Genomic DNA, 17,128 nt, shown 5'->3' with positions numbered 1-17,128 from the left:
ACGCCGCGCACAAACCAAGCCCAAGGGAGCAGTTTTGGGACACAACAGGATTTCCGGTACCTCCTCTGATGCGCACAGGCGTGAATCTGTAACCGCCTTGCGGGAGCGGCCTTCGGCGAAAGTACTCATTATCGGTGGCGGTATCAACGGCGTAGGAACCTTCCGGGACCTCGCCCTGCAGGGCATTGACGTCGCGCTCGTGGAGCGTGGGGACTACTGCCAAGGAGCCAGCGGTGCATCGTCGCACATGATCCATGGCGGCATTCGATACCTGGAGAACGGTGAGTTCCGCCTTGTCCAGGAATCAGTGGTGGAGCGCAACCGTCTCCTTCGGATCGCCCCGCACTACGTCAAGCCGCTGCAGACCACCATTCCTATCTTCAGCACCTTCTCGGGAATCCTGTCCGCGCCCATGCGCTTCCTCACCCACAAGCAGGGCAAACCGAACGAACGCGGCGCCTTCCTCATCAAGCTCGGCTTGAGCATGTACGATTTCTTCTCCCGTGACGGCGGCAGCGTCCCCCGGCACCAGTTCCGCGGCAAGGACAAGGCTTTGGCGGAGCTACCCAAGCTGCACCCGGGAATCAAATACGCGGCAACCTATTTTGACGCGTCGGTCCACAACCCTGAGCGGCTCACCCTGGACGTGCTTCAGGATGGCGAGAAGGCCGGGCGCGGCGGTGGCCTCCCTGGCGGGACGGCCCGCGCCAGCAACTACGTCTCACTGGTTTCCATGGGCACCGATGGAGTGCGGCTCCGCGACGAACTGACCGGCAAGGAATTCGATTTCCAGGCCGACGTCATCGTCAACACCACAGGTGCATGGGTAGACCTCACCAACCAAGCCATGGGAGCCGCCAGCCAGTTCATGGGCGGCACCAAGGGCTCGCACATCGTGCTGGACCACCCTGAACTGCTGGCCGCCTGCAATGGCCGGGAGATCTTCTTCGAACACACAGACGGCCGCATCGTCCTCATTTACCCCATGGGGGACCGGGTGTTGGTCGGCACCACGGACGTCGACGCCGACATGTCAGAAGACGCCGTCTGTACAGAATCCGAAATCGACTACTTCTTCGAGCTGATCGGCCACGTCTTCCCGAGCATCACAGTGGATCGTGGCCAGATCGTGTACAGCTTCGCTGGGGTCCGCCCCCTGCCGCGTCACGACGCCACCCAGCCGGGATTCGTCTCAAGGGACTACAGGATCGAGCGCAGCGTCCGCTCCGGCGAAGGTGCCATGGCGACGCCAAGCGGTAAGGCCGCCGTCGTACTCAGCTTGGTGGGTGGCAAATGGACCACCTTCCGGGCGCTTGCCGAACACATGACCAACGACGTCCTGCGCGAGCTGGGTCAGGAACGGAAAGTTTCGACGGCGAAACTCGCCATCGGCGGTGGCGCCGGCTTCCCTGCCACGGAACAAGGCGAGCAGGAGTGGATCAAGAAGCACATGGGGCCGGGCTTGGACGCCGATCGCGTGGCTGGGCTCCTGACCCGGTATGGAACGCGGGCAGAGGCGGTCATCGATTACCTCAACGCCGGACACGACTCGCCCCTTCGTTCCACCCGGGAACTCAGTGTTCGCGAGTTGGCCTTCATGGCTGAGCACGAGCAGATCGGGCACCTCGTGGATGTACTCATCCGACGGACGTCCCTGGCGTTCCGGGGGCTTGTGACCGGCGAGTTGCTGAATGAAATTGCTGCGGCATTGGCTGAACCACTTGTTTGGGATGCCGCTGTCCGTGAGGCTGAAATCCGCCACGCCCAGGAAGTCCTGCAGCGGTTCCACAAGGTTGACGTCCACAGTCTCGTAGCCTGAGGACGACTGCACAAAATGCTGACCGTCCACCTTCTCAGAGGGGACGGAAAACGGGGTAGGTGAGCCCCTTGGGGCCCACTACACCGGGGTGGTTGCGGAAAACGGAACCGTCCCAACAGCCTTTTCAACCCGCGAGGAGGCTGACAACAGAAAAATGAGGAGTCAAAGATGTCTCTTGGAATAGTTTTCCTTTCCGAAGTATTCGGAACCATGATGCTGACCCTGTTGGGTTGTGGCGTCGTGGCCAACGTTGCGCTCAAAGGCACCAAGGGCAACAACGGTGGATTCTTGATGGTGACGTGGGGCTGGGGTATTGCGGTCTTCGCGGGCGTTTTCGTGGCCGCAAAGTCCGGTGCGCACCTGAACCCCGCTGTCACCTTGGGCCTGCTTGTGAAGGGAAGCAAGGAATACGCGCCCGATGTCAGCGTGGACTTCGCGTCCACATTGACGTACTTCGGCGGCGAACTGCTCGGTGCATTCCTGGGCGCCGTTGTTTGCTGGCTCGCTTACAAGCAGCACTTTGATGAGGAGCCGCTGGCAGCCAACAAACTGGGAACGTTCTCCACCGGTCCTGCCATCCGGTCAACCCCGTGGAACCTCATCACCGAAATCATTGGCACGTTCGTCCTGGTCTTCGTCATCCTGACTTTTGGCGGCACCCCCTCGGGCCTTGGGCCGTTGGCTGTGGCGCTGCTCGTGGTCGGTATCGGCGTCTCCATCGGTGGACCGACCGGTTACGCCATCAACCCGGCACGTGACCTGGGTCCCCGAATCGCACACGCCATCCTCCCCATCAAGGGGAAGGGCTCCAGCGACTGGGCCTACTCCTGGATCCCGGTCGTCGGGCCCCTTGTTGGCGGTACCCTTGCCGGCCTCGTGGGCCTCTGGGTGCCGGCCATTATGCCCTCAGTCGCTGGCTGATTCATGGACATGCTGTCCTGAACACATCACTCACACTCATCCGCATACCGTATAGAACCACTGAGACAAGGACGTCACCATGAATCAATACGTCATCGCCATCGACCAGGGCACCACCAGCTCCCGAGCCATCGTCTTTGACCACACGGGCAATATTGTGTCAACGGGACAGATGGAACACGAGCAGATCTTCCCGCAGGCAGGCTGGGTTGAGCACAACCCCGCCGAGATCTGGAACAACACCCGCGAGGTCATTGCCTCCGCCCTGTCCAAGGCGAACCTGACACGGCACGACATCGCCGCCGTCGGTATTACCAACCAGCGCGAAACCGCAGTGGTCTGGGACAAGAACACGGGCGAGGCCGTTTACAACGCCATCGTCTGGCAGGACACGCGCACCCAGCCGATCGTGGACGAGCTTGCCAAGGATGGTGGACCTGAACGGTTCAAACAGAAGGTTGGCCTCCCGCTGGCTACCTACTTCTCCGGGACCAAGATCAAATGGATCCTGGACAACGTCGACGGCGCCCGCGAACGCGCCGAAGCCGGTGACCTGTTGTTTGGAAACACCGACGCCTGGGTTCTCTGGAACCTGACTGGTGGAGTCGACGGCGGCGTGCACGTCACCGATGTCACCAACGCGTCCCGCACTCTGTTCATGGACCTTGAGACGTTGCAATGGGACCAGGAAATCCTTGATGTCTTCGGCGTCCCGGCCTCCATGATGCCCGCCATCAAGTCCTCCTCCGAGGTCTACGGGCACGTCCACACCTCCCAGTTGCTCCGGGAAACTCCAGTGGCCGGCATCCTCGGCGATCAGCAGGCAGCAACGTTCGGCCAGGCAGCATTCCAGGCCGGCGAAGCGAAAAACACCTACGGCACCGGCTGCTTCCTGATCTTCAACACGGGCGAAGAGATCGTCCACTCGAAGAACGGCCTGCTCACCACGCTGGGATACAAGCTGGGCGACAACAAGCCGCACTACGCACTTGAAGGCTCGATCGCCGTCACCGGCTCATTGATCCAGTGGCTTCGTGACAACCTCGGCATGATCAGTTCCGCTCCGGAGGTCGAAGACCTGGCAGCCGCAGTGCAGGACAACGGAGGCGTCTACATCGTCCCGGCTTTCTCCGGCCTGTTCGCTCCGTACTGGAGGGCTGACGCGCGCGGCGCCATAGTTGGCCTCACCCGCTTCGCCAACAAGGGCCACATTGCCCGTGCTGCCCTCGAGGCAACTGCGTTCCAGACCCGCGAGGTCCTGGACGCCGTCAACGCGGACTCGGGCGTTCCCCTTACCGAACTGAAGGTCGACGGCGGCATGGTCGCCAACGAGGCACTCATGCAGTTCCAGGCCGACATCCTCGGTGTACCCGTAGTCCGCCCGAAGGTGGTTGAAACCACGGCACTGGGCGCTGCGTACGCCGCCGGCCTGGCTGTTGGATTCTGGAAGGACCTGGGCGAACTCAGTGCCAACTGGGGCGAGGACAAGCGCTGGGAGCCGCAGTTGCCCGCAGAGGAGCAGGAGCGCCAGTTGCGGCTCTGGAAGAAGGCCGTAACCAAATCCATGGATTGGGTCGACGAAGACGTTAAGTAAGGCCAGCGACATGACGCCTTAGCTGTTATGGGGGCCCCGCCCGCTACGCGGACGCCCGAAGCCGCTCCCGGGCCCCCATAACAGCACGGCGTCATTAAGCCGGCCTTTTGTAAGCAGCCGCTGCGCCGCCAACCATGATTTGTCGGCGAGTGGAAGGATGATCGTGCGCTATTGTAGATCTATGCGTGCGATCCTTCTGCTTAGCTAGCCGCCCGGCAATCAACTGCCGAGCGGCCGCCCCTCCATTGTCGAGGGGCTTTTGTGTGTCCGGGGCTTACCTGGGGGCGCAGCAGGAGGCAATACCGCCATCGAAGAACAGAAGAGGGCAGCAGTGAGCGTTCAGCCGGAGACAGAGACCGGAACAGCACAGACAGCCGCAGCTGGAGCGCCTGAAGAAGGCGTCTACAGCTTCGCCGCGATGGAAGCCAAGTGGCCGCAGGTCTGGGAGGACCTCAAGGTGTTCACCCCGCTTGACGACGGTTCGCGGGAGCGTCGCTACGTGCTGGACATGTTTCCCTACCCCTCCGGTGACCTTCATATGGGCCATGCCGAGGCCTTTGCCATGGGCGATGTCGTCGCACGTTACCTGCGCCAGAAGGGCTTCGATGTCCTGCACCCCATCGGCTGGGATTCTTTCGGCCTTCCCGCTGAGAACGCGGCCATTAAGCGCAACGCCCACCCCAGCGAGTGGACCTACGCCAATATCGATACACAGGCAGCTTCATTCAAGCGCTACGCCATTTCGGCTGACTGGTCCCGGCGCCTGCACACGTCCGATCCCGAGTACTACCGTTGGACCCAGTGGCTGTTCAAGCGCTTCTACGAGCGTGGCTTGGCGTACCGCAAGGACTCGCCCGTCAACTGGTGCCCCAAGGACCTCACCGTCCTCGCGAACGAGCAAGTCGTTAACGGTGCCTGCGAACGCTGTGGCACTCCCGTCACCAAGAAGTCGCTGAACCAGTGGTACTTCAAGATCACCGACTACGCCGACCGCCTGCTCGAGGACATGGACCAGTTGCAGGGCCACTGGCCCGAGCGCGTGCTGGCCATGCAGCGGAACTGGATTGGCCGCTCCGAGGGCGCCCACGTCCGCTTTGTCATCGAAGCTACCCAGGGCCGGGCCGAGCGCGAAGTCACCGTCTTCACCACCCGACCGGACACGCTGTATGGCGCAACCTTCTTCGTTGTCGCGGCCGATGCACATTTGGCCCTTGACCTCGTCACTCCCGAGCATCATGACGAACTCATGGCATACCGGGAAAAGGTCAAGGCCCTCTCCGAGATCGAGCGCCAGTCCACGGAACGCGAGAAGACCGGTGTGTTTACCGGACGCTACGCGATCAATCCGCTCAACGGTGAGAAGCTCCCTGTGTGGGCAGCCGACTACGTTCTGGCCGACTACGGCACCGGAGCCATCATGGCCGTTCCCGCGCACGACCAGCGCGACCTCGATTTCGCCAAGGCTTTCGGCCTGCCCGTTCGCGCCGTGCTGGATACCGGCGATGAAGACCCCGCCGAGACCGGGGTTGCCACCGCGGGAGAAGGAACGCTCAAGAACTCAGGCGACCTGGATGGCCTGCCCAAGTCCGAAGCCATCCCGGCTGCCATCGGCATCCTGGAGAAGCTGGGAACCGGCGAAAAGTTCGTGAACTTCCGCCTGCGTGACTGGCTGTTGAGCCGCCAGCGTTTCTGGGGTACGCCCATTCCGATCATTCACTGTGCCGAATGTGGTGAAGTGCCCGTCCCGGACGACCAACTCCCCGTGAAGCTGCCCGAGAACCTCCGTGGCGAGGCGCTGGCGCCGAAGGGGACCTCCCCGCTGGCTGCCGCCGTCGAATGGGTCAACGTGGAGTGCCCCAACTGTGGCCGCGCAGCCCAGCGCGATACCGACACCATGGACACTTTCGTGGATTCGTCGTGGTACTTCCTGCGTTTCGTTTCGCCGGACTACACCGAAGGTCCCTTTGATCCCGAAAAGATCAACAACTGGATGCCCGTCGGCCAATACGTGGGCGGCGTCGAGCATGCGATCCTGCACCTGCTCTATGCCCGCTTCTTCACCAAGGTCATCAAGGACATCGGCCTGATTGAGGCAAGCGAGCCCTTTAGCGCGCTGCTCAACCAGGGCCAGGTCCTCAACGGTGGCAAGGCCATGAGCAAGTCACTCGGCAATGGCGTGGACCTTGGCGAGCAGTTGGACAAGTTCGGCGTGGACGCCGTACGCCTGACCATGGTCTTCGCCTCCCCGCCGGAGGACGACGTCGACTGGGCTGACGTTTCGCCGTCCGGCTCGGCCAAGTTCCTGGCACGTGCCTGGCGCCTCGGCCAGGACGTTAGCAGCGAGCCCGGCGTCGATCCTGCCACCGGCGACCGCGCCCTGCGAACTGTCACCCACAAGACGATCGCGGATGCGGCTGAACTGCTGGACAACAACAAGTTCAATGTCGTGGTGGCACGCCTCATGGAGTTGGTCAACGCGACGCGAAAGACCATCGACTCCGGAGCAGGCGGAGCAGACCCCGCCGTGCGTGAAGCCGTCGAAGCCGTTGCAGTGATCCTGAGCCTTTTCGCTCCGTACACGGCAGAGGATCTCTGGAACACGCTGGGACATCCTGCCTCAGTGGCCAATGCCGGCTGGCCGAAGCACGACGACGCCCTGCTCGTGCAGGACACCGTCACCGCCGTTGTCCAGGTACAGGGGAAGGTCCGCGACCGGTTGGAAGTATCGCCGGATATCAGCGAGGACGAACTCCGCGAACTCGCACTCTCGTCCGAAAATGTTCAGCGCGCCATGGATGGCCGTGGCATCCGCACGGTGATCGTCCGGGCGCCTAAACTGGTGAACATCGTCCCCGCCTAAACGAGGCACTTGACAAGGCATCAGGGACTTTACGGCCGCCGGCATTGTGCCGGCGGCCGGTCACCTTTGTTGGAGGTTGCGTGCCCGAGCGAGAACCACCTGCCTGGATATGGCTCAAGGAACGGCTGTCCCGCCTCCGGCAGCCCGCGCTTCCGGTTCCAGTCGCCGATGAGGCGCTTCCCGCCGTCGTAAAGACTGCTGTAGTAACAGATTCTGCAGCTGCCCTGCCGGCTGACTGGGTTGCAGCATTTGCTGCGGACGGCCGATTGGCTGTTGTTCCCATGCCTGTCATGGTGGGAAGCGAGATCTATGGTGAGGGCGAAGACGATATCACCGAGACGTTGGCCGTTGCCTTGGCATCGGGTGCATCCGTGAAGACGTCCCGTCCCTCGCCCGGTCAGTTTGAACAGGCATATCGCGCCGCTCAAAGTCGCGGCTTTGAAGCGGTAGTGTCGATCCATATTTCCTCTGAATTGTCAGGAACCGCCGATGCTGCGCGCTTGGCTGCAGCCCGGGTTGATATCCCTGTGGAGGTGCTCGACTCCCGCACCGTCGGCATGGCACAAGGCATGGGTGTGCAGAGCGCGGTAGTGGCAGCGGCCGCTGGCCAGTCCGCAGCTGAAGTTCGTGCTTTCGCGGAGAAGCGCATGGAGCGAACCAAGGTTTATTTCTACGTTCCCAGCCTTGAGCAGCTGAGGCGCGGGGGACGCATTGGAGCGGCAGCATCGCTGCTGGGGACAGTGCTGGCCATCAAGCCAATACTCGCGGTCGACGGCGGCAGGATCGTTCCACTGGAAAAGGTCCGTTCCGCTGTCCGGGCCGTAGCCCGGCTCGAGGAGATTGTAGCCGCTGATGTTGCTTCAAGACCTGCTGGTCAGCAACGATTGGCGGTTCATCATTTTGGTAACCAGTCAGAGGCCGAAGCGTTGGCAGAACGGCTGAGCGATAAATGCCCGAACTGTCCACCCGCGCAGATCAGCGCCCTGCCGGCAGTCCTCGCGGCGCACGCGGGTTTGGGCGTTCTGGCGGTGATCGTGGGGGAGAGCAGTACGCCCACGTGAGCTTATCCACATAGGCAAAGAGCTCCGCTGAGTTCCCATCGCGTCGGTCGTAGGCTCGAATCATGCCACGCTGGAATCGGGATGGATCCCCAGACGCCGCAGCGCTGGCAGCCAGGCGACGCTTTGCCTCTGGACTGAACCCTCCAGAGGGTCCCGCTCCCTTGCTTTCCATCCCTCCGTTGGACCAGGCCGTTCCGGACAAAGTGACTACCGATCTCCTCCATGGTCAAGAGACGATGACGGTGCGGACTCGGTGGCGAACGTCGTGGAGGGTAGCAGTTGCCGTTTTCGTTGTTGGTGCAGCATGCGCAGCCTGGTTCCTTATTCAGGCGACTACGGGCCAGCCCACTATGGAGCCCTTGAGTCAGTCGGTATCGGCCGGAACATTGCCCGAGGGTGGGGAGCCTGAATCGACTCGATCAGCGACGCCGCCACAAGACATGAAGATGCTGTTGGTCCACGTTGCCGGGGCAGTGCAGAAACCCGGTGTCGTTTCGCTTCCCGAGGGAAGCCGGGTCTTTCAGGCGATCGATGCTGCAGGCGGCGCAACTGCCAGCGCTGACCTAAATGGTCTCAACCTCGCAGAAGTAGTCACAGATGGGGCAAAGATCCATGTTCCTGCCGCGGGGGAGGCGTCAGGGGGAGGGACGTCTCAGGAAACCGGACCCGCGAACGGCGCAGGTGGGCCAGCGGAAACCAAGGCCAGCCCGGGATCCGGAGGCACAAAGGTCAACATCAACACTGCCTCCGTGGAAGAACTCGGGACACTGCCAAGGGTGGGTCCGGTGACAGCCCAGCGCATCGTGGACTGGCGCAAAGAGCACGGAGCGTTTGCCTCAGTGGATGAGTTGGATGCCATTGACGGCATCGGGCCCAAGCTTATGGAGTCGCTCCAGGATTTGGTGACGGTGAAGGGTGGCTGAGGATTTAGAGCGCGATCTGTTGCTGAGGCGTCTGGATCTCCGGTTGGTTCCTGCTGTGCTTTTCACGTGGGCCGCTGCACTGGCTGGCAGTGTTCTCACAGCTGCGTGGTCGGCGACTATTGGTGCAGTCCTTGCCGCTGCCGCCAGCGCCTTGCTGTTTCATTCGCGTCTGCGGGCAACCGCGGCTTCACGTGCCAGGACAGTTCCGGCTACTCTCGCCCTGGCCTGCGTACTTGGTGCTGTGGCGGCTGGGCATTGTGCTTTGGCTGCCGGAAAACGGGACCAAGGTCCCCTCGGGGCCGCCGTCGACGCCGACGCCGGTGTGGTCATCCAGGTCCGGGTCACAGGCAGCCCTTCTGCTGTACCGCAGCCCGGGCATTCCGGCAATACCCGATGGTCCGTTCCGGCGAACCTGGTCAGCCTTACCACCGAAGGGAACGTCATTCGCGGTTCTGCCTCTCTTATCGTCATTGGTGACGATGCGTGGCAGGACATACGCCCGGGACAGCGTGTGMGAACAACTGGCACRCTCAAGGARGTTCGGCCCGGACAATCAGAAGCGGCGATTCTCACAGCCTCCACCAAACCGGTTGTGTTGGGCTCTGCCTTCGACCTGCAAGACTCGGCCGCCAAGCTGCGCGAGCAGTTACGCGATGCCGCAAGTTGGTTGCCTCCCGATGCCGCGGGGCTGCTGCCAGGCATGGTGACCGGTGATACCAGCGCTCTTCCGGAGAGCCTGGAAGCGGACATGAAAACGACCGGAATGGTCCATTTGACGGCGGTCAGCGGCGCGAATTGCAGCCTCATTTTGGGCGGCTTCATCCTGCTTGCGAGATGCCTCAGACTGGCGCGTCCTCCCGCCGCCGCCTTTGCGGGATGTGGCCTTGGTGCCTTCGTAGTCTTGGTGGGACCGGAGCCCAGTGTCCTGCGCGCAGCCGTGATGGGATTTGTCGGGATGGCTGCGTTGACGGGCGGGTTGCGGGGAAGACCGCTAACTTTCCTATGCCTGGCTACCGTTGTGCTTCTTTTGCTGGATCCCACGCTTGCCAGCAACTTTGGCTTCCTCCTCTCCGTCCTGGCTACGCTTGGCATCGTGCTGCTTGCCAGCCCTATTGCGTCGTGGTTTCCTGGCACCATTCCCAAATGGCTGGCTGTAGGTGTGTCGGTTCCGCTATCCGCGCAGGTGCTGTGTGGACCGGTCATCGCGGCACTCCAACCGCAGTTCTCGCCGTATGCACTCATTGCAAACGTGATCGCTGGTCCGCTTGTGGCTCCCATAACGATTCTGGGGACTCTTTCCGTGCCGCTCTCCGCGATCCATCCCTTGGCAGCGGCGATTCCGATCGCGCTGGCGGGTGGCTGTGCCAGTGGAGTGGCAGGCATAGCGCGGTTCTTTGCCGGATTACCGGGCGCGGCGCTTCCCTGGGCAGAAGGACCGGCAGGCATCGTTGCCATGTCCATCTCTTCGGTGGTTACCGTACTCGTCGTCTGGACAGCCCTGCATCCTGGCGGCGTGCTTCTGCGGATGAGGGTCCTTCATCACCGGGTGATGGTTGTGTTGGAGCGGCTGGACAACATCGCACGGAGGAAGTAGCGCGCATCATGGATTTCCTGATGCCGCCGCTTGTGGTCCGCTACTTGATGAGTGCCGCTGCTTGATCCATGAGCGCACCTGCAGCGGCGGCACCCGTTGCATCAGCGTTCTGCCCTGACGCTGTAGCGGTAATCAACACTCCGTCCTTCACGGCGTAAGCGATAAACGTGGACTGCGCCCTGCCATCGGGCAGGCTGATGGCTGTCTTGTACGCCGCGGCGTCAGGCACAGAGCTGACGCCCTCCACCGGCTTCGTTGTCATGGTCATTGATTGCCCCGCCATGGAGAGTGTGATGTTCTCGCAGGCTGCTGCTTGGGACTTGTTGTTCTGGACCGTATTGCGCAGTGCGTCTGCGTCCAAACCAGAGGTCAGGGTTACACCCGTCATCACGCCACCGGCAGTGTCAACTGATGCCCCTCCTGCCGTTGTGGATCCGGCAATGGTCTCCGATGAGCCGAGGGCGCCAAGTGCCTTGCATTCCGCGGGCTCAATGGTCATCAAGGCCAGTAGTTCCTTCATCGGGTTCTCCTGGCTGGACAGTTCCTCGCCGGAGACCGTGGTCAGGCTGGTGCCATCAGCCGCCTTGATCTGCTTGACCAAATCCAGTAGTTCCCCGTTGCTGTACTGTTTCGCCTGTGCTGCCTTCTCACTGGGCTGAGCGGAAGCTGTGTCCGGCGACGTTCCAAGGTCTGAGCATGCACCCAGCGCCATTCCAAGGAGTGCTACGACCCCGAGGCCCAGCAGCGATTTCTTGTACATCGGTATCCCCTTACAGGTGCCTGTGGCAGATTTCTTGTGCCCGCTAACACACACCTAGTAGGAAGATTGTTCGAATCGTGCCGCAGGCGGAGGGAAGATCCACACAGCAGCCAGGTGTTCGATGTTGGGAAGAGTCCGACCGCAACAGCAGTGGCACCACGGCCGCGAAGGCATGGCAGACTTGAAGTCTGCAAAAAATCCGCCGGAAGGAACCATCTGTGGCTGCTGCCCAAAACACCCGGGCCAAGAGCGTCGCTGCGAACAACGTCAGCTGGCGGGACGCGACCCCGGCCGCCGTGGTGCTGATCACGGGCCCGGAGGAGTACCTCGGTATCCGGGCCATGGACCGCATCAGATCCCAAGTGCGGACGGCAACTCCGGATGTTGAACTCAGCAGGCTGAACGCTGGCCCCTACGAGGCCGGGTCATTGGCGATGACCGTAACCCCATCTCTGTTCGGCGAGGGAAAGCTCATTGAAGTTGAGGGCCTGGAAGCCATGAATGATGCGTTCCTGGCCGACTCTTTGTCGTACTTGGCCCGTCCCGAACAGGATGTGGTTTTGGTGTTGCGCCATGCCGGTGGTGTTCGCGGGAAGAAGCTGCTTGACGCAGTGAAATCGGCTGGATGGCCTGTGATCGATTGCCAGCCTCTTAAGAAGGACGCGGACAAAACTGCGTTTGTTGTCTCGGAGTTCAAAGCCGGTGGTCGCCGGATTGATGGCGAAGCTGTGCAGGCCCTGGTCAATGCAGTGGGAGCCAATCTGTCCGAGCTCGCGGCCGCTTGCAACCAATTAATTGCTGACGCGACGACAGCCGTGGATGCAGCAACCGTGGAACGTTACTACGGCGGACGCGTCGAGGCAACTGCGTTCAAGGTGGCCGATGCCGCGATGGCGGGCAACGGGCCAGTGGCTTTGTCCACCTTGCGGCATGCCCTGTCTACCGGGGTTGATCCTGTTCCCTTGGTGGCTGCGCTTGCGGCAAAGCTGCGCACGTTGGCCAAGGTTGCCGGAGCCCAAGGATCGTCGGCCCACATCGCGAAAAGCCTGGGTATGCAGCCTTGGCTCGTCGAGCAGGCCCAGCGGGACGTCCGTCGTTGGACCCCCGAGGGCCTCATTCGCTCTATACAGGTTGTCGCCGAGGCCGACGCCCAAGTCAAAGGCCTGTCCCGCGATCCTGTGTATGCCGTTGAACACGCGGTAACCGTTATCGCTACCTCCGCGCGGCGGGGTTAAATCCAGCGACGGGGTTAAACCCAAAAGGCCGGCACCCGTGGGCGCCGGCCTTTTGATCAGCTCAGTCGAACTGGAAAAACCTTAGAGTGCGTTGACCTTCTTGGAGATCGCCGACTTGCGGTTTGCAGCGTTGTTCTTGTGAATAACGCCCTTGCTGACAGCCTTGTCCAGCTTCCGGCTGGCAGCAACAAGTGCAGTTGCAGCAGCATCCTTGTCAGCAGACTCAACGGCGTTGGCAACGACGCGGATGGCCGTCTTCAGCTCGGACTTGACGGCGTTGTTACGCAGGCGAGCCTTCTCGTTGGTGAGGATGCGCTTCTTCTGGGACTTGATATTAGCCACGTATGAACTCTCTTTTTAATGCGGAAATGGTCTAGAGGGTTTTCAGGTTGGCCATCGACTGAGCGGCGTGGGGATGCCTATGGCAGCCAACCATGAGTGGCCGTCGACCTGCACGGACACACAGCTATAAAGGATAGCAGAAAGCCGGGCCCAGTGTGGAACGGTGATTAGCTCCAGCCGTGACGATCCCTCAGGGCCTGGGAAACCTCAAGGAACGCTGGCTTGCCGAGGACTGCACCTTCGCGCCGGATCGCCTGGGGGCTCACCCGGATCACGCGGTCAAGCTTGACTTCGCTGGGGCGCCCTTGACGGTCCCATTGCCCCACCCCAACATCAACGTAATCTCCAGCCCGCCTGCCGTTGTCGTGGTCCTTGGATGTCAGCATGAGGCCCAGGAGCCATTCGCCATCCCTGCCAACCAACAGCACCGGGCGGTCCTTGCCCTGCGAGAAGTCCTCTTCAAAGGGAACCCAGGTCCACACAATTTCACCGGGATCCGGCCGACCATCCGGCTTGGGGGAGTAGTGCAGTTTCGTCACGCCGGTGAAGTCGCCGGGGTAGGCGCCCGGTTGTTGCCCGACGGCGGGTTGCCGGGTTCGCTGCGGAGGGGAACCAGCGGGAGCGTTCTTTCTACCGGTACTGCTGCCGCCGAGCGCCTTGAGGGATCGAAGGATGAGTTTGCCCAGTGGGCGCAAGTCCAAAGCCATGCGGACAACGCTACAGCGATGGTTTGCCAAGCAACGGTGCGCAGCGTTTCAGCGAGTCCGGCTGGAATGTAGTGCTCCGGGAGGAATGCACGGTGAACCAGGAATGTACGGTGAACCGCTGGTTCGTGGGAGACTAGAGGATCAGATGCGCGGCATGTCCCGGCTGGCCTTTGCCCAGCCGGTGGATGTGCCGTGTGAGTGTCGACAGTAAGGATCCTGCGTGTCTCCCATGGCCCGCACCGCACCGGTGCCCGCCGCAACAGATCCGGCCATCATCCGGAACTTCTGCATCATCGCCCACATCGACCACGGTAAGTCCACCTTGGCCGACCGCATGCTGCAGTACACCGGCGTCGTTCAACAGCGCGACATGAAGGCCCAGTATCTGGACCGTATGGATATCGAACGTGAGCGCGGCATCACCATTAAGTCCCAGGCAGCGCGTATGCCGTGGGAACTCGATGGCACCAGCTACGCCCTGAACATGATCGATACTCCCGGCCACGTCGACTTCACCTACGAGGTTTCGCGTTCCCTGGCAGCTTGTGAAGGCGCTGTGCTGCTGGTTGACGCAGCACAGGGGATCGAAGCCCAGACACTTGCCAACCTCTACCTGGCGATGGAGAACAACCTCACCATCATCCCGGTGCTGAACAAGATCGACCTCCCGGCAGCCCAGCCTGAGAAGTATGCGGCGGAACTGGCCAACCTTATTGGCGGAGACCCGGAAGATGTCCTCAAGGTTTCAGGCAAGACCGGAGTAGGCGTGGAAGCGTTGCTGGACAAAATTGTCCGTGACCTCCCGGCTCCCGTGGGCGATGCCAATGCTCCTGCCCGGGCCATGATCTTCGACTCCGTCTATGACACCTACCGCGGCGTGGTCACTTACGTTCGCGTTGTGGACGGCATGCTGCACCCGCGTGAGCGGATCCAGATGATGTCCACGCGCGCCACTCACGAACTCCTGGAAATCGGCGTCAGCTCCCCGGAGCCCACACCTTCCAAGGGCTTGGGTGTGGGCGAGGTCGGCTACTTGATCACCGGAGTTAAGGACGTCCGCCAATCCAAGGTTGGCGATACCGTTACCAACCTCGCCAAGCCGGCGTCGGAGTCGCTCAGCGGCTACGCCGATGCCAAGCCCATGGTTTTCTCGGGTTTGTACCCGCTTGATGGAACTGACTATCCCGTGCTCCGCGATGCCCTCGAGAAGCTGATGCTTAACGACGCCGCTCTGGTCTATGAGCCCGAGACGTCCGCCGCATTGGGCTTTGGCTTCCGTGTTGGTTTCCTGGGTCTGCTCCACCTCGAAATCACCCGTGAGCGTCTTGAGCGCGAGTACAACCTCGATCTCATCTCCACAGCTCCCAACGTGGAGTACGAGGTAACGCTGGAGGACAAGAAGGTGATCCACGTGACCAACCCCAGCGAATATCCCACAGGCAAGATCTCCGAGGTCCGCGAGCCTATGGTCTCAGCCACCATCCTGGCACCGAACGAGTTTGTTGGCGCCATCATGGAGCTGTGCCAGAGCCGCCGCGGCGTTATGGGTGGTATGGACTACCTCTCCGAGGACCGTGTGGAAATCAGGTACCGCCTGCCCTTGGCGGAAATCGTGTTCGACTTCTTCGACATCCTCAAATCCAAGACGCGCGGTTATGGCTCGCTGGACTGGAAGGCCGACGGCGAACAGGTTGCCGACCTCGTTAAGGTGGACATCATGCTCCAGGGCGAGCAGGTGGATGCTTTCAGTGCCATCACCCACCGTGACAAGGCCTACGCCTACGGTGTCATGATGACCGGCAAGCTGCGCGAACTCATCCCGCGTCAGCAATTCGAGGTGCCCATCCAGGCTGCCATCGGATCTCGCATTATTGCCCGCGAGAGCATTCGGGCCATCCGCAAGGACGTTCTTGCCAAGTGCTACGGCGGTGACATCACCCGTAAGCGCAAGCTGCTCGAGAAGCAGAAGGAAGGCAAGAAGCGCATGAAGATGGTGGGCCGCGTTGAAGTGCCTCAGGAAGCTTTCATCGCTGCGCTGACCACCGACGAGTCCAAGGACAAGGCAAAGAAGTAAATGCCCAGCGTCCTCCCTTTGGGCGACCCTGCACCTGCGGACGGTTTGTTGCCTCCGCAGGTGCTGATCGGCGTCGAGCACCGCAAGTTCGGCCTGTACGTGCACATCCCCTTCTGCGCGGTGAGGTGCGGTTATTGCGATTTCAACACCTACACGGCCACCGAGCTGGGTGGTGGGGCGTCGCAGGATGCTTACGCAGGCACGGCTGTCACTGAACTGGCCTTTGCAGCCACCGCCATGGATGCCTCCGGTCTGCCGAAGCGCCCACTGAGCACTGTATTTTTCGGTGGTGGGACACCCACGTTGCTCCCTGCCGAGGACTTGGCTCGTATCCTTCGTGCCGCCGTCGTGCAGTGGGGACTTGAACCGGGCGCCGAGGTGACCACCGAAGCCAACCCCGACTCCGTAACGCCCGAGTCGCTCCAGGTGCTGGCGGATGCAGGCTTTACGCGCGTCTCTTTTGGCATGCAGTCCGCGGTACCGCACGTCCTCAAAGTGCTGGACCGGACCCATACCCCGAGCCGCGTTCCGCTGGTGGTCCAGTGGGCGCGCGAGGCGGGCCTGGCCGTAAGCCTTGACCTCATCTACGGCACGCCGGGAGAGTCGATGGCGGACTGGCAACTGTCCCTTGCGACCGCCCTGTCCTACGAACCCGATCACATCAGCGCCTATGCCCTGATCGTGGAAGACGGCACAAAGCTGGCGGCCCAAATCCGCCGCGGCGAAGTTCCCGGAATTGACGACGACGACCACGCCGCGAAATATGAGCTCGCCGACAAATTGATCTCGGAAGCCGGGCTGACATGGTACGAGGTCAGCAATTGGTCGAAAGCGCCTGAACAGGCCTGCCGTCACAATCTTGCCTATTGGCGGGGCGATGACTGGTGGGGGATCGGTCCGGGCGCTCACTCGCACGTGGGCGGTGTCCGCTGGTGGAACGTCAAGCACCCCACCGCTTACGCCAACCGTCTGGCTGCAGGAGACTCGCCGGCAGCTGGTAGGGAAACCCTTGACGCCGAAACCCGGGAAGTCGAGCGCATCATGCTTGAGGCCCGGCTCGGTACAGGTCTGTCCGTTGATGCGCTGGACAAAGTTGGCCGCCATGCGATGGCAGGACTGATCGCTGAAGAACTCGTGGATCCGGGTGCGGCCTTCAAGGGGCGCCTGGTTCTTACCCTTAAGGGCCGGCTCCTGGCCGACGCCGTGGTGCGCAGGATTCTGCCGGACTAATCGTCTGC

Annotated in this window: 13 protein-coding genes; 10 read left to right on the top strand and 3 right to left on the bottom strand. The window is 61.8% G+C overall.

Annotated features, from left to right (window positions below):
• Positions 1–34 precede the first annotated feature (34 nt).
• The 7 genes from AC1DCM_RS19825 to AC1DCM_RS19795 all read left to right on the top strand — a co-directional run bounded on the left by AC1DCM_RS19825 (position 35) and on the right by AC1DCM_RS19795 (position 10,772).
• Positions 35–1,819, top strand: a complete 1,785-nt coding sequence (locus AC1DCM_RS19825) for a glycerol-3-phosphate dehydrogenase/oxidase (protein ID WP_477519439.1) — start codon at positions 35–37, stop codon at positions 1,817–1,819.
• Between the two features lie 168 nt (positions 1,820–1,987).
• Positions 1,988–2,740 carry an MIP/aquaporin family protein gene (locus AC1DCM_RS19820; protein ID WP_442005685.1) on the top strand — a complete coding sequence of 251 codons (753 nt, stop codon included), beginning with the start codon at positions 1,988–1,990 and terminating at the stop codon, positions 2,738–2,740.
• A gap of 79 nt (positions 2,741–2,819) precedes the next feature.
• Positions 2,820–4,334 carry a glycerol kinase GlpK gene (gene glpK, locus AC1DCM_RS19815; protein WP_442017756.1) on the top strand — a complete coding sequence of 505 codons (1,515 nt, stop codon included), beginning with the start codon at positions 2,820–2,822 and terminating at the stop codon, positions 4,332–4,334.
• Between the two features lie 331 nt (positions 4,335–4,665).
• A complete protein-coding gene (gene leuS, locus AC1DCM_RS19810; protein ID WP_477519438.1) occupies positions 4,666–7,194 on the top strand; it encodes a leucine--tRNA ligase in 2,529 nt (842 codons plus the stop codon).
• Between the two features lie 80 nt (positions 7,195–7,274).
• On the top strand, positions 7,275–8,255 hold the full coding sequence (locus AC1DCM_RS19805; protein WP_477519437.1) for a DegV family protein: 981 nt from the start codon (positions 7,275–7,277) through the stop codon (positions 8,253–8,255).
• Positions 8,256–8,317: 62 nt separating this feature from the next.
• Entirely contained in the window at positions 8,318–9,178 is an 861-nt protein-coding gene (locus AC1DCM_RS19800; RefSeq protein WP_477519436.1) for a helix-hairpin-helix domain-containing protein, read from the top strand.
• Entirely contained in the window at positions 9,171–10,772 is a 1,602-nt protein-coding gene (locus tag AC1DCM_RS19795; RefSeq protein WP_477519435.1) for a ComEC/Rec2 family competence protein, read from the top strand. Before AC1DCM_RS19800 ends, AC1DCM_RS19795 begins: the two co-directional genes overlap by 8 nt.
• Before the next feature lie 40 nt (positions 10,773–10,812).
• Here the strand turns inward: AC1DCM_RS19795 and AC1DCM_RS19790 are convergent, their stop codons facing one another.
• Complete coding sequence (locus tag AC1DCM_RS19790) at positions 10,813–11,532, bottom strand: hypothetical protein (RefSeq protein WP_477519434.1); 720 nt, start codon at positions 11,530–11,532, stop codon at positions 10,813–10,815.
• A 218-nt stretch (positions 11,533–11,750) separates the two neighbouring features.
• Here AC1DCM_RS19790 and holA point away from each other — a divergent pair, with 218 nt between their 5' ends.
• The gene (gene holA, locus AC1DCM_RS19785; RefSeq protein ID WP_477519433.1) at positions 11,751–12,767 is read left to right on the top strand and encodes a DNA polymerase III subunit delta; all 1,017 of its coding nucleotides are present in this window, start codon (positions 11,751–11,753) and stop codon (positions 12,765–12,767) included.
• 81 nt (positions 12,768–12,848) lie between these two features.
• Here holA and rpsT read toward each other — a convergent pair whose 3' ends face one another.
• Together rpsT and AC1DCM_RS19775 are read right to left on the bottom strand one after the other, a co-directional pair.
• Positions 12,849–13,109 carry a 30S ribosomal protein S20 gene (gene rpsT / locus AC1DCM_RS19780; protein WP_442005677.1) on the bottom strand — a complete coding sequence of 87 codons (261 nt, stop codon included), beginning with the start codon at positions 13,107–13,109 and terminating at the stop codon, positions 12,849–12,851.
• Between the two features lie 167 nt (positions 13,110–13,276).
• The gene (locus AC1DCM_RS19775; protein WP_477519432.1) at positions 13,277–13,816 is read right to left on the bottom strand and encodes a type II toxin-antitoxin system PemK/MazF family toxin; all 540 of its coding nucleotides are present in this window, start codon (positions 13,814–13,816) and stop codon (positions 13,277–13,279) included.
• Between the two features lie 220 nt (positions 13,817–14,036).
• Between AC1DCM_RS19775 and lepA the strand changes: the two genes are divergently transcribed.
• Entirely contained in the window at positions 14,037–15,890 is a 1,854-nt protein-coding gene (gene lepA / locus AC1DCM_RS19770; RefSeq protein WP_477519431.1) for a translation elongation factor 4, read from the top strand.
• Positions 15,891–17,120, top strand: a complete 1,230-nt coding sequence (hemW, locus tag AC1DCM_RS19765) for a radical SAM family heme chaperone HemW (RefSeq protein WP_477519430.1) — start codon at positions 15,891–15,893, stop codon at positions 17,118–17,120. It abuts the gene before it with no gap.
• Positions 17,121–17,128: the final 8 nt, after the last annotated feature.

Source organism: Paenarthrobacter sp. 10N417 (assembly GCF_056394745.1).
Note: the sequence above shows the minus strand (reverse complement) of the source record. Positions and strands in the feature narration are given on the sequence as shown.

Coding starts and splice junctions, on each gene's coding strand:
- AC1DCM_RS19820 (WP_442005685.1), top strand. CDS start 1,988: ATGTCTCTTGGAATAGTTTTCCTTTCCGAAGTATTCGGAACCATGATG.
- glpK (WP_442017756.1), top strand. CDS start 2,820: ATGAATCAATACGTCATCGCCATCGACCAGGGCACCACCAGCTCCCGA.
- AC1DCM_RS19800 (WP_477519436.1), top strand. CDS start 8,318: ATGCCACGCTGGAATCGGGATGGATCCCCAGACGCCGCAGCGCTGGCA.
- AC1DCM_RS19790 (WP_477519434.1), bottom strand. CDS start 11,532: ATGTACAAGAAATCGCTGCTGGGCCTCGGGGTCGTAGCACTCCTTGGA.
- AC1DCM_RS19775 (WP_477519432.1), bottom strand. CDS start 13,816: ATGGCTTTGGACTTGCGCCCACTGGGCAAACTCATCCTTCGATCCCTC.
- hemW (WP_477519430.1), top strand. CDS start 15,891: ATGCCCAGCGTCCTCCCTTTGGGCGACCCTGCACCTGCGGACGGTTTG.